The organism is Herbaspirillum seropedicae (assembly GCF_001040945.1).
GTDB classification, from domain to species: Bacteria; Pseudomonadota; Gammaproteobacteria; order Burkholderiales; family Burkholderiaceae_D; genus Herbaspirillum; species Herbaspirillum seropedicae.
The window spans coordinates 5,148,719-5,162,848 of sequence record NZ_CP011930.1 but is presented as its reverse complement, the minus strand read 5'-3'; the positions used below and the strand labels follow the sequence as shown (position 1 = coordinate 5,162,848).

4 protein-coding genes are annotated in these 14,130 nt (G+C 66.7%); 1 reads left to right on the top strand and 3 read right to left on the bottom strand.

Going from position 1 to position 14,130, the window contains the following annotated elements; all coding sequences use genetic code 11:
- Window positions 1-2: 2 nt before the first annotated feature.
- Both ACP92_RS22470 and ACP92_RS22465 read right to left on the bottom strand, forming a co-directional pair.
- The gene (locus ACP92_RS22470) at window positions 3-578 is read right to left on the bottom strand and encodes a TMEM175 family protein (RefSeq protein WP_013236425.1); all 576 of its coding nucleotides are present in this window, start codon (window positions 576-578) and stop codon (window positions 3-5) included.
- A gap of 309 nt (window positions 579-887) precedes the next feature.
- The gene (locus tag ACP92_RS22465; protein ID WP_041311337.1) at window positions 888-1,547 is read right to left on the bottom strand and encodes an HAD family hydrolase; all 660 of its coding nucleotides are present in this window, start codon (window positions 1,545-1,547) and stop codon (window positions 888-890) included.
- A 260-nt stretch (window positions 1,548-1,807) separates the two neighbouring features.
- On the opposite strand from ACP92_RS22465, the gene ACP92_RS22460 reads away from it, so the two are divergent.
- Window positions 1,808-2,929, top strand: coding sequence for a hypothetical protein (locus ACP92_RS22460; RefSeq protein ID WP_013236423.1), 1,122 nt, complete (start codon window positions 1,808-1,810; stop codon window positions 2,927-2,929).
- Window positions 2,930-3,149: 220 nt separating this feature from the next.
- Here the strand turns inward: ACP92_RS22460 and ACP92_RS22455 are convergent, their stop codons facing one another.
- On the bottom strand, window positions 3,150-13,877 hold the full coding sequence (locus ACP92_RS22455; protein ID WP_156181824.1) for an adhesin: 10,728 nt from the start codon (window positions 13,875-13,877) through the stop codon (window positions 3,150-3,152).
- Window positions 13,878-14,130 lie beyond the last annotated feature (253 nt).

Genomic DNA, 14,130 nt, shown 5'->3' with positions numbered 1-14,130 from the left:
GCCTAGTTCTGCAGAAGTTTTGAGAATCGACGATCCGGGATGAACCACAGAAGCGCCAGTATCACGTAGAGCAATGAGGCGCCCAGAGGCAGCCAGAAGGATGAAGCGATCGCCATCCCATATAGCAGGATCGACCACTTGTTCTTCCTGCTGTTTCCTATGGCGGTCGCCGCAAGCGGATGGTCTTTTACCGCATCGCGCAGCGTCAGCTTCAACCAGAGAAATGAAACGGAACACATCAGCAATACAACGCCATATGAGGCGACCGGCAAGCTATCTCGATGATGACCGGCAATCCATCCGGTCACGAAGGGAATCAGCGAGAGCCAGAAAAGCAAATTGAGATTGGCCAGCAGCACAGACCGATCTACCCGTTCGGCCATGCTGAAGAGATGGTGATGGTTGAGCCAGTAAATCCCCACATAGATGAAGCTGAGCAGATAACTCAATATCTGCGGCGCCAGGCTCAGCAGTGCATCCAGCGACGCCGAGTCCGGAGTGTGGAGCTCCAGAACCATGATGGTGATCGCAATGGCGATGACGCCATCACTGAATGCCTCGACGCGCGACTTGTTCATGTTTGTCCATGCAGATGCCTAGAGCAATCCGTCTCTGCAGTCTGGTCAAGGCGGCGCCTTGTTTCACCCTCTGCATCGATGCCTAGGCGTTGCGCGCACCGTATCAGCTCCTGTCCTGGTCGCAAATTGTCTCTGCGGATAATAGGCGCGTAGCCATGGTTGGATGATCCGGGCCAGCTGATAGCGCAGGTAATGGGGCGATCCCACCTTGGCGCCACGCAGTCCCCGGTTGCGACCTCATCGCGATGACGCCGACGCTGTTGTGCTTCCTGCCCGATTACCGCATCGGGCAGTGACGCGACCAGGCAATCAGGCCTGTTCGCCCAGCTTGTCCCACAGCGCCGCAGCATTGAAGTCGCGGATCACCGCATGCGCACCGGCGGCACGCAGGCGCGCCTCATCCAGGCCGCCGAGCATGCCGAAGGTCCAGATGCCGGCGCTGCTGGCGGCTTTCACGCCTGAGCTGGAATCCTCGAAGGCGACCGCTGCGCCGGCCTCGCCGCCCAGCAACTGCAGGCCGGTCAGGTAGGGCAGCGGATCGGGCTTGGCGCGCGCCAGTTCGTCGCCGATCACCAGGGTATCGAACTGGCCGGCCAGGCCGGTGGCCTTCAACATCAGCTCGGCATTGGCGCGCGGCGCATTGGTCACCACCGCGCTGCGCCCGCCGATGCGACGGATGTGCTCCAGCAGGCGCTCGATGCCCGGGGTGGGTTCGACGCGCTGGTCCAGCTGCGAGCGGAACAGGCTTTCCTTTTCTTCGGCCAGGGGAAGGTACTGCTCGGCGGGCATGCCCGGGAACAGATGGCCGAAGATCATGGCGTTGGAGGCGCCCATGATGTGGGTCTTGTAGTACTCCACGTCGATGTGCCGGTCCCAGCGCGCCAGGATGGTGTTGAAGGCGGCGTGGTGCAGGGCGTCGCTGTCCATGAGCGTGCCGTCGAGGTCGAACAGGAAATGGGTGATGGGCATGAGAGAGTGGGGTGAGCGCAATGGATGCAATGGATGCAATGGATGCAAAGAGTGAAGCGCCCATTCTATAAGACCCGGCGCGGATGTGCTGTGCCGTCTTTCCGCTACGCCGCGCTGATTTTTTCCATCTCTCCTACGTGGGCTGACGAACTGCGCCGATGGCGTCCTCGCTAGCACGCCCCTACAGTCTCATCGTGGCAATGCCCCCCGGCCCTGCGCTCGCCGCAGAGATCAATCCATCAAGAATCGCGAGGAGACTCATGACCACCTCAACCATCCATTCCCTTCCACCGGCCAGCGTCGAGGCCGTCAACAACAATGGCTCCGGCGTCTCCTGGGGCGCCATCCTGGCGGGCGCTTTCGCAGCGGCGGCGCTGTCCTTCATCCTGGTGATGCTGGGCTTCGGCCTGGGCTTTTCGTCGATCTCGCCGTGGTCCGGCGAAGGCGTCTCGGCCAAGACCATCGGCTATTCCACCGCCGGCTGGCTGCTCTTCACCCAGATCGCGGCGTCGGCCATCGGCGGTTTCCTGGCCGGTCGCTTGCGTGTGAAGTGGGCGGGCCTGCATACCCGTGAAGTCTATTTCCGCGACACCGCGCACGGCCTGCTGGCCTGGGCGGTCGCCTCGCTGGCCACGGCTGCGCTGTTGGGCTCGGCCGTGGGCAGCGTCATCTCGGGTGGCGCCAAGACCGTGGGCGCCGCCGGGGGTGCACTCGGAACCGGCGCTGCAGCGACCGCTGCGGCCGTGGGGTCGGAAGGTGCGCAACAGGCCGGCAACCTGGCCGATCGCGCCTCGGGTTACTTCATCGATGCCATGTTCCGTACCCCGACTGCGGGCGGCAGCAACAGCACCAACAGCAGCGCTGCACCCGCCGCGCCGGTGACCCCGGCCGCCGGCAGCGATGCCGCCACGGGTGCGGCCGCAGCTTCAGCACCGGCCGCACCGCTGGCCGCTTCGACCCCGGCCGATGGCCGTGAGCTGAGCTCGGCCCAGCGCATGGAAGTGGCGCGCGTGTTCGCCTATTCGCTGGCCAACCAGCAACTGGCCGATGGCGACAAGCGCTACCTGGGCCAATTGGTGGCGCGTCACACGGGCATGTCGCAAGCCGATGCCGAGAAGCGCGTGGGCGATACCTTCGCCGCCTACCAGCGCAACCTGGAGCAGGCCGCCACCAAGGCCAAGGAAGCCGCCGACGCGGCCCGCAAGGCCGCTGCCTACGCCTCGCTGTGGATGTTCCTGGCGCTGCTGTGCGGTGCTTTCATCGCCAGCCTGCTGGCCACCTACGGCGGTCGCCTGCGTGACCGCAACGAACTCTATGCCGAGCCGGTGCTGCGTCACGAAGTGCACGAGCATCGCGCCGGCGGACCCGAACACCAACTTTGATAGGAGACTGACATGGGCGCCATTCTGCTTTGGCTCTTGGGTATTCCGATTCCCATCATCCTGCTGCTGATCCTGCTGTTCTGAGGTCCCGGCGCAAGCGAAGGAAAATGACAAAGGGCGGCCAGTGTGAACTGGCCGCCCTTTGTCGTGGGGCGCTACGCTATCGGCCCCGGGGCGGGGCAGGCATGGAGGCACATCCCGCTGCCTGCCGCGCTCCTGGTTACAGACCGAAGATGGTGGCGGTATTGGCGCTGTTGTACGCCACGTTCTGCAACATCAGGGTATAGGTCAGCGTACCCGGTCCGGCGCCATCCAGATCGATGCTCAGGCGCGTGTCGTTGGGATTGACGCCGGCCGAGGCCGTCACGAACCGTGAGAGGTTGGCCTGGGTGAGGCTCTGGTTGAACACCTCCACCTTGTCCACCCCCAGCACGAAATCACCGACGGTGGCGGCCAGGTTGTCGCTGCGGCCAAAGGCGCCGACGATCACCTTGTCCTGGCCGGCGCCGGTCTGGACAAAGCTTGCTGCGCTATAGTGGGTCGTACCGATCACGATGTCGTCATTGCCGTTGCCGCCGAAGATGTCGCTCACCGATTGCGCCGCCCAGTACCAGCCCAGCTTCAGGCCTTGCACCGCAGTGCTCTGCCCAGGCTCGTTGCCGCTGGCGCGCGAGGCCGTCACGGTCAGGTCGCGGTACAGGCCCGGCGCCAGTGATCCCGCCGACAGGCTGATCGAGAAGTCACCCGCACCCACCTCGTCGAAGGCCAGCACCTTGCCGCCCATCTCGACGGTCACCACGTAACGATCACTGTCGCGTCCGCCGCCGACCTTGCCGGAGATCACCGGACCGCTCGCAGAATGGCCCGAGATGTCCGAGGTGTCGAGATCATTGATTACGGCATAGCGGTTCTCCGAGGCGTTGAGCGCCTGCACGGCAGCGGGCGCCTGCTTGCTGCTGCGCACGGCGAGATCGGTGAGGGTCACGGGATCGCCGCCGCCCGCCACCGAGACATGTTGCGCCGTCCCGTTGACGGTATTGCCGGCCAGGTCGGTGTAACGCGCCACGATGTCATGCTCGCCCGGGGCCAGGCTTTGCGCCACCGTCAGGTTCACGGTCTTGGTGCCGCTGCCGAGGTCGGCCGCGGTCAAGACCTTGCGCGCCAGCATCGTGCCGCCCTCGAAGAGGGCCACCACGTCGCCCACGGCGGCGCGGCTGGCGTCGTAGCCGACCTGGAGGGTCGGGGTCTTGTTGGGCCGGTGAGTATCGATCTGGTAGAGCAGGCCGACATTGGCCAGGTCGTAGCCGGACTGGCTCTTGTCACGCGAGGTCTCGGAGCGGTACAGGTCGAGATGGTTCAGCACGAAGCTGCCCAGGTGGTTGAGGTAGACATCATCGGCCTGTCGGCCCGCCTGCCGCACCAAGGTGAAACTGAGCCAGCTGCCCAGCGCGTCGCTGCCTGCCTGCTGCATCACGGCCACTTCCTGTCCAGGGTTCAGCGGCTGGTTGAAGAGGGTGTAGCTCTTCAGGTTGGGGTTGCTGCTGTTGGGGTTGCCGGTGAGGGCGACGCCCCCCCATTCTGCCGAGACGCCGCGGATGGCGCCCAGGAAGCTGGCCGCGTTGGCAAAGCCCGAGGGCAGGTTGGTCAGGGCGACGCCTTCGCCCTTGTTCAGGTTGTGCGGGCTAGTGATTGGGAAGAATGGACTGCCGAAGATGTTCTCCATCTTCGCTACCCCGAAGGCCTTCTGCGTTTCCGCGAGCATGGTCGTGGTCAGCTGGGCCGGTACGGTGGTGTCCAGCGTCAGTGTCACGTCGCCCCGGGCCACGTTGCCGGCCTGGTCCGCGACTTCGACGGCGATGTTGCGCGCCCCGGCGGAGGCGAAGCGGTACTTGAGCGATTCCAGGATGGCCTTGACCTGCAGCCCATCCATCGGCGCGCCGCCGGTGCGGCTGATGGCGGCCTGGCCGGTGCTGGCCGCGTAATGCAGTTCCAGTCCGCTTACGCCGCCCAGGCTGCCGCTGAAGTCGATATTGCTGCGCGTGGCGAAGCGTTCATTACCCAGGATCAGGTCGTCGTTGCTGGCGTCACCGCTGCGGGGCAGGGTCAGGCGCAGGGAGCCGATGTCCTGGGCAATGGGGGCGGACATCTCGCCGTTGAACAGCTTGACGCCCGTGATGGCCTCGTCCAGCCTGACGGACTTGCTGCTCTGTATCTGGATGCCGGGGGTGTTGGCGTCCAGGTCCAGGACCGGCGCCCGGGTGTCGAGCACCAGCGTAGCGCGCGAGGTGGTGCCCGATCCCGTGGCCGTGACCAGGGTGATGTCCATGCTGCGTTCCAGACTGCCCGGCGGCGTGCCGCAACGGATCGCGATGCCTTCCAGGATGGCTTTGACTTCCGCAGGGGTGAGCAGGGCGCCGTCCTGCTGTTTTCTGATCACCGTCAGTCCGGGCTTGTCGGCCGGCAGGAACCAGAACACGCCAGTCACGCCGCCGATGTCGCCGTAGAAGACATTCGGGCGGGCAGGGCTGTAGCGGTAATTGTCGGACAAGAGGACTGCGTCCTTGTTGCCGTCGAGCCCATTGAAGCGCAGCTGGATTTCGGCCGTGGCCGAGGCCGGGGCCGCCACGTTGTCCAGGAAGCGTTCGCCCCCGGCCGCATCAAAGGCGAGCTTGGTGGGCGAGTTGATATAGCGCGTGTGGCTGGTCTGCACGCCTGCCTGGCGGGCGTCCAGATCCACCAGCAAGCCGCTGCCATCGGTCAGCACCGTGACCCGGTTCAGGTCGGCGCTGCGATGACCGCTGCCGTCGCCCAGGCTGATGTCGACACTGCGGCTCTTCTTGCCAGTGTCGAAGCCCAGATTCTGCAGGCGCAGGCTTTGCAGCACATTGCGCGCTTCGTCACCGGTGAAGGCGCTGCCATCGGTCTTGGTGAGCGTCACCGTGCTCTTTTTGGCGACGGTGGAGACCTTGTAGCTCAGCCCTGTCACGCCGCCGATGCTGCGGTTATCGACCTGCGCCAGGTTGTTGTTGATCCCCACGGCGCGATCCAGCAGCAGCGAGTCCACCGGCGACGCACCGGCATTGTCGGACACCAGTTCGATGAAGCGGATGTCGCTGGCCTTGGGCGTGGCCACCTGCGGCATCAGGGCGACGCCGCTCGCGGAAGACACATCGGCATTGCTGACGACGATGCTGCGGCTGGCCTGCACGCCATCGGTGAAGGCATCCAGATCCAATAGCGACGGGGCGGTGGTGACCATGCGCAGCTTGAGATCGGCCGCCTCGCTGATGCGGCCCTGGGCGTCGACCTGCTTGAGCTGGTAGCGCCAGGCGGCGTCGCGCGCGCCGTTGGCGTTGAGCACGTTCACGCCATCGAGCCGGCTCTGGTGGGTGGAGACGCCATTGTTGCGCAGCAGGTCATCGGCCACCTGGCTGGCGCCGCGATTGAGCGCCACCCACGCGCCGACCGTTTCCGGCGTCTGCGCCGGCTGGCTGGAGGGCGCTTCGCGGAACCACTCGCTGCTGTCGTTCTTGCGCGAGATCACATAGCCGCCGCCGATGGCCGACCAGACGAACCAGTCACCTGCTGCATTGCCGGTGCTGTAGACCGGTTTGCCCAGGTCGATGCTGACTCCGCCCTTGGCCAGGTAGGCGGCGCTGAAGGGAACGCCGCCGCCGTTGCCGTTGCGCAGGGCCAGCGCCTCGTCCGAGGACAACAGGGTATAGACCGCATTGGCCGTGGTGTTGCCGCCGGCCACGGTCTTCAGGCCGCTCACGGTCAGGCTGCGGTTGAGGTTGAAGCTGGCCTTGCCGTTGGCGTCGAGGTTCTTGCGCTCGATCTCCGTCCCGTCGTCGCGGGTCAGGACGGCGACGTTGCCGCGCCGTCCGCTGACCTCCAGCGCCACCGTCCTGTTGGGGCCGGTGGACGCATCCAGCAAGGCGGTGCCATCGCTCAGCGTCTTCAGGGGCGAGGTCACGCTCACCGTGGGCGCCTCGAAGCGGGTGGAGAGGTTCAGTTCCAGCACGTCGCTCACCGTGGTGTTGCCCGCCTTGTCGATCTGGCGGACCTGTACGCCCTTGGCGCCATCGGTATGGCCGCCGCCGTCGATGCCGCCCTTGACCCTGAATCGGTCGCCGCTGCCGGCGCTCCAGGTGGCGCCACGATCCTGGCTGTATTCCCAGCGCGCATCGGCGTCGAGGTTGGCGACTTTCACCGTGCCATCATCGGTGACGCCATTGACCGCGGGCTTCACCAGCGCCAGTGTCGCCTTGGCGGGAGCCTTGGTGTCCAGCGTGTAGCCGAACACCTCGCTGGGGTCGCTGGCGTTGCCTGCCGCATCCTTGGTCCGCAGGCGCACGTTCTTGCGGCCATCCGTGCCGCCGTCCTTCTCGCCCTTGATGCCCACGTTGATGTCGGTCCACGCACCGCCATCGAGACTGTATTCAAAGCTCGTCCCCGGTTCGGGCGGACCGCTGGGCACCACCCGGCCATTGCTGGTGATGCCGTCGGTCCTGTCGTCACCGGTATCGTTGGCCAGGATGGCGGGCGCGGGTTTGGCCGGTCCCTGCGTATCGAGCTTGAAGCTGAAGACGTCGCCGGCCTCGCTGACATTGCCGGCGCGATCGCGGCTGCGCAGGCGCACGTTCTTGTCGCCGTCGCTGCCGCCGTCCTTGGCGCCCTTGATGGCTTGGCTGATGTCGGTCCAGGCGCCGTTGTTGACGCTGTATTCGAAGCGCAGGTCGGCTTCGCTGGGCGTGGGCGCTTGCAGGCGTGCGTCGTTGGTGAGCAGGTCGGTCTGGAGCCGGCCGCTGTCGTTGACCAGCGTTGCCAGGCCTGGCTTGACCGGCGCGACAGTGTCGAGCTTCATGGTCAGCACCGTGCTGGTGCTGGTGTTGCCGGCCACGTCGGTCTGCCGCACGCGCAATTGCTTGTCGCCATCGCCATTGACGGTGAAGCGGTTGCCGCTGCCGGTGCTCCAGGTGGCGCCGCCGTCGGTGCTGTATTGCCAGGCGCTGTCGGCGTCCAGGTCCAGCACGTCGATGCGACCATCATTGGTGACGCGCAGCGCATCGTCGCCGCCGCTGTTGGCCACCAGCGCCAGGCGCGGAGTGCGCGGCGGCGTGGTGTCGAGCGTGAAGCTCAGGCGGCTCACGCTGCCGGGGTTGCCGGCCTGGTCCAGCTGGCGTACTTCCACGTACCAGTTCCGGGTCTGGTTGGGCGTCATGCCGGTGGGGCTGAAGCTGTTGCCGCTGCCGTTGCTCCAGTCGGGGTTCTCGCTGAAGTCGCTGCGGTTCAGGCGCCATTGCCAGGTGGCCTTGGCTTCCAGTCCGGTGACACGGATGGTGTCATTGTTGGTCACGGGCAGCGCGTTGACGGTGCCGCCTATCTTCTCCAGGGCGATGATCGGTGCGCCCGGGGGCGTGGTGTCCAGCGTCATGTTCAGCGTCTGCGCGGCGCTGCGATTGCCGGCGCTGTCGTACTGGCGCACGGTCAGGGTGTGCGCACCCTCTTGCGTGACCTGGACGCTGTTGCCCGAACCGGTCTGGAAGAGTGCGTTGTCGATCTGGTACTCCCACTGTGCGCCTGCGGCCAGACGGGTGACGTTGACCTTGCCCTGGTGGGTGACGCCGTCGGTGTCGGAACTGCCGGTGTCCTTGTCCAGGCTGAGCAGCAGGTTGGCCGGAGGCGCCACGGTGTCGATGCTCAGCTTGTGGGCGACCTTGAGCGAATCCACGCCGGTACTGGTATTGCGCGCCTGCAGCTGCAAGATCTTCTCCACGCCATCGGCGCCGTCGGCGTTCAGGCGGGTCCAGTTCTCGCTGGTGAGGGTGTATTTCCAGACCCACTTGCCGCCTTCGTTCTGTACCGTGATGCCGCTCTTCATGACGCTGCCATCGGGATAGAAGAGCGTGAGCACATCGTTCGCTCCGGCGCTGCCGCTCAGGCTCACGCCGGCCTGGCGTTCGGCCAGGTTGATCACATCGTCGCCGGCCACCACGTTCCAGGTCGGCACGCCGGCCACGCCCAGCACCAGCGCGCGCAACTGGCTGAAGGTATTGAGCTCGCTGCCGTTATCGGCCAAGGAGGCCAACTGCTGGCGCACCTGGACCAGCGTGCCGGCGTCCACGTCCAGGCCGATCAGGGCCAGGTCGGCCGATTGCAACTGGCCGGCGTCCCGACCTTGCATGGCCAGCGCCAGCTTGTGCGCCAGGCCGGCCAGCTGCTGGATTTCCGGGGCGGTATCGATGGCGCTGGCGTTGCGGCTGTCGATGATGGAACTGAGCAGTTGCACCGCATTGCCGGTGGCGCCGGATACGGTGCTGTCCAGCGCCTTGAGCGCGCTCATGTCCACGCCGATGCGCTCGAAGTCGGCCAGCTTGGCCAGGTTGGCAGTGGCCGTGTTGCCGGCCTTGCCATCGGCTTGCTGCAGCAACTGTCGATAGGTATCGACCAGTGTCTGCAGCGCTGCGAGGCTGGCGACCTGGCTGCCGGTGACGGCGGGCGTGGCCAGCGCGGAATTGATGGCGCCCACCAGCTGGGCGTCGTCCACTCCGCTCACGCCGATGTTCTTGTAGTCGGCCTGTGCGGGTGCGGTGTTGGCGGCGTCGTTGGCATAGTCGGTGATGCGCTGGGCGCTGCCCAGGGCGTTGCTGGCGCGGGTGGACAGGGCGGCCAGGGTGGTGACTTCGCTGCCGTCGTCGGCGCTCGCGGCGATGGCCGGCAGGACGATGCGCAACTGGTCGGCGCTCAGTTCGGGGCTCACGTGCAGGCGCTTCCATTCCTCCGCGCTGACCGTCTCGGGCTTGCCGGCGGCAATGCGGGTGACCCGGCTGACGATGTCGGCCAGGCTCTCGAGCTTGGCGACGGTATCGACTTCAGCGCGATTGCTGCGGTCGATGACGTTGCCCAGCAGTGTTGCCGCATTGGCGCGGGCGGCGTTGTCGGTGGCGGCGGAGAACTTGTTCTGCAGGGTCTTGACGCCGATGCGGCTGTAGTCGGCTTCGGTGGGCAGTGCGGCGGCGTTGCTCACGCCATCGGCGGCATTGAGGATGGCGGTATAGGAGCGCACCAGCGCGCCGACCTTGGCCCACGAATCCACGGCTTCGGCCCCCACCCTGGAGAGCGCATCGTTGATCGAGGCCAGCCGCGCGGCAGTGACCTCGGCCCCGGCGGCGCGCAGGTCGGGATGGTCGTACTGTGCCAGGGTCGGCGCCAGCAGCGCGGGGTTGGCGGGATCGATGGGGCTCAGGTGCTGGGCGAAGTTCAGCAGCGTCTGCAGCGTGCCCAGATCGAGCGCGACGATGGCGCGGATCTCGGCCAGGGTATCGACCACGCCGTCCACGGTCGCGGGGCGCAGCGAGGACGGCACATCGCGCAGGGCGTCGGCCAGGCGGCCCACGTTGTCAGCGGTGACGCCACGGATGCCGAGGGCGCTGAAGTCCTGCGCCGTCAACGGCGTGGCCAGGTTGACCCCGGCCGCATGCTGGGTCACCCGCTGCGCGGCGGCGGCGATGGTCTCCAGTTGCGCGGTGGTGGAGACTTCAGTGAGCGGCTTGCCATCGATGACCTGGCCCGTCACGCGCGCGGCGGCCTCGCTCAACGGGGTGGTCACGCCCAGCGCGGTGTAGTCGGCAGCGCTGGGCAGGGCGGCCCCGCTGCTGTTGCCGGCTGCGCCATCGGCCAGCGCGGCCACGCGGGCGGCGGCGTCCACGATGGTGCGCAGCGCGGCGATGGTATTGCTGCGGCTCGCCGGCAGGGTCTTCAAGGCGGCGTTGGCGAGCGTGAGCGTGGCCTGATGATCGGCGCCGGGGATGCCCAGGCGGTCGAAGTCGGCTGCCGTCAGCGCGGGATTGGCATCGTTGTCACCATAGACCGAAGCCTTCAGCAGGACCGCAGTAACGGCGCTGACCACGTTGTTGACCAGGGTCCTGAGGCCAGGGCCGTCATTGACCTGCTCCGGATCGCCAGTGGCGGCCACGGCGCGCAGGATGGCCGGCAGCAAGGCGGGATCGATGGTCCTGCCCATCAGGTCCGACAGGCGGGTCGAACCGTCGCTCTTGAGCAGGCCCAACCTGACCTGCTCCGGCGCCTGGTCGCGTGCGGCCTGGGCCTGTTGCAGCGCGTTCTGGGCCGCTGCCAGGGTGGTCTGCTTGGCCGGCTTGTCGGCGGCAGCGGCTTGATCATAGGCTTCCTGGGCAGCGATGACGGCGGCCTTGGCTTCATTGAAGGCCTTCTCGCGGACGGCCAGCAGCACGACCTGTTCGATCACGCGGGTGCTGTCGGAGATAAAGGTCTGGATGCTATCGGTGAAGTTGCCGGCTGCGTCGAGCTGGCGCACCTGCAGGCGCGCCTTGCCATTGCCTTGCAGGGTCTGGCCGATCAGTTGCAACTGGTCGCCGGCTTGCCAGCGCATCCAGCTCTCGGGCGCGAGCGCCAGGCGCTCGCCATTGGCGCGCAGCAAGAGCAGCGTGGTGCCATCGGTGCCGCTGCCGCCCAGCAGGCGCAGGTGGACTTCGGCGCTGGTCTCGAAGGACGTGCGCGGCATGAGGATCACGCCCGTCTGGCTGGAGACGCCGTCCTCGCTGCTCAGGCCGTCATCGCGGTTCTCGGTCATGGCCAGCCGCACCTGGGCCGGTGCGGTCTTGTCCAGTGTCAGGCGCAGTGGCGTCTCCAGTTCGCGCGCGCTGCCCTGGCTGGCGCCCGACTGGGCGGCGGTCAGCAGGATGCGCGCCTTGATCCAGACCGGTCCTTCGCTGGTGGTGAGATTGCGGGCCACGTAGCGGACCTGGCCGTTGCTGTCTGTGCCTTCGATCCTCAGATCGGCTGGATTGAACCATTCGCCATAGCGCGGCGCATTATCGGCGCCCGCGCTGGTAGCGACCTTGAATTCCAGACGTTCCTCGGGCTTGAGCACGCGGGTCAGCAGCACCCGCACGGCCGCGTCGGTGGTGATCTGGTCCTCATTGCCCAGCGGCGTGGTGCGCAAGGGATCGTTGCCGTCGCCGCCGTTGTAGAAGGTATCGTTGACCAATGCGATCTTGTTGGAGGCGAAGTCGGTCAGGCCGGGTGGGGTGCTGACGTCGATGCGTACGTCCGCATTGTTCTTCCACACGTCCTGGTTGGCGCGACTGTTGTCGCCATCGGTAACCGTGACCCGCGCTGTGACCGGCTGCTCGCGCGATATCTGCCTGAACAGGTCCAGCGCCGCCTGGTCGGCCCTGAGCACGGCGATGCCGTTGCTGTCGGCGGCGCTGGCCGGCAGCGTCACCGTCACTTCGCGGCCCTGCGCGTCATGGCCGACCAGGGTCACTTCGACCCTGGCCTGGGGCGGCGCCTTCACTGCCAGGCCGCCGTTGGCCAGTTCGCCTTGGTCCAGCACCAGCCTGCCATCGGTCGCGGGTGTCTGCCAGGGCGATGCGCCCGGGGTGGCGTTCTTGGTCAGGAGCGTGGGTTCGGGGAGGGCGACGCGGTTTTGCACCAGGTAATCGTTGACGCTGCCGCCATCGGGCAGTTTCTGCAGCACGTCCAGCAGCGCGCGCGCCTGCTGGCGCTGCTCGGCGGACAGGCTGCTGTCGTTGGCGCGGCTGGCGATGCGCTCGTTGAAGAGGTCGGATTGCGTGACGGTATCGCGCCACTTGAGCTTGTTCGGCTGGGTATCGCTGAACCCCAGGCTGTCGGCCAGCTTCTGGATCGCCACGCCCTGGTCGGGATAGCGGGTGGCGTCGGTCAGCTGGAGGTTGGCGATGGCTTTGAGGGCGATACCGTAGTGGCGGGCCGAGGTGTTGCTGCTGCGGGCGAAGGCCGGATTGATGGCGGCTGCGCCGTTGGCGTCGGTGACGGTGGTGGTGAGCACATCGCCGGAAGAGATGTTGACCATGAACAGGGCGCTGACCGCCGCATTGGCTGCCGCCACCGTGGGTGCGGTGACCTGGCTGGCGGCGCCCAGGTTGGTCTGGCCGCTCGCCAGGCCTGCCTTGAGTGCGGCCAGTTCGGTCAGCGCCGTGATGTTGATGGTCTGGTTGCCACCCTCGGCCTGCACCACCGAGCGCAGCACAGTGTCGCCGAGGTCGGCGATGCGCAGCGTGGCTTCGTCGGCGAAGTTGTCGGCCACGCCGGGCGTGCTGTCGCGCACCGCCAAGAGGATCAGGCCCTTGTAGCCAGGCACGTCCAGCACCAGCGAATAGCGGCCATTGATCACTGGGACTGGCTTGCCGATCATGCGGCCCTGGCTGTCGTAGGCGGTCACGGTGGCGTTGGTGAGCGGGCCCAGGGACGTGGCGCCGCCGAGCGTGGACAGTGCGGGGCCGCTACCGGCTGCTGGCGCTGCTGCTGCTGCACCCCCGCCGCCACCGCCACCACCGGCGGCGGCCAGCAAGCCCAGGCCGCCGGCGATCACCGGCCAGGAAAAGCTGCTGCTGCCGCTGCTGTCGGCTGCGCTGCCGGCGCTGGCCTCGGTCACGGAGGGTGTGGCGAGGCTCGACTTGATGGCCGTGCTGCTCGCGTCGCTGTGCTGGCTCACACTCGGGCTGTCGCTACTGGCCAGGGCGTCGGCGGGCTTGCCGTCGGTGGTCTCGGGCTTGGAGGCGGTCTGCTGCTCGTCGGTGTTCTCGTCGTTCTTCGTGGTCTTGCCCTTGACCACGCGCTTGATGCCATAGCGCTTGATTTCCTGAGGAGTGAGCGTCGCCGCGGGGGGCGTGTCGGGCGGGACTTCGATATGGTTCAGTTTCTCGAAGACCTCGCCCAGGGCCACGTCGCCGTCGGCGAATTCCAGGGTCAGTTGCGGCGTGTTGGCGGCGGCGGCTGCGCCCCTGCTGATGATGAGCTTGTGGCCGTTCTCCAGGATCAGCACCAGATCGAGGTCGATGGCGCGCACGTCGAGGATGTCGCGTTTCTTGATCGTACGCAGCAGGGCGCTGGCTTCGGTGAGGTTCGATACAGTAATGCTCATGATGGCTCTCCGTCGTAGAAGGCATGCCGGATCGCTTCGTCCGGCATGCATGTGGACTACGCCCACCGCAGACGCCGATACGCCAGGCCCGCCACCCCAGTGGCGCGGCACGACGATCAGTGCGGTGGAGACAGGGCTGTCCGGACGGAGGATCTTTTCCCGGAGCAGTGGGCGAATCCTGTCTCGGTGGAGGCGTGAAGAAACGATCTCCGCAGGCCGAAGCGTGAAACCTTGGCTTGCTTGCGCTGGGTCT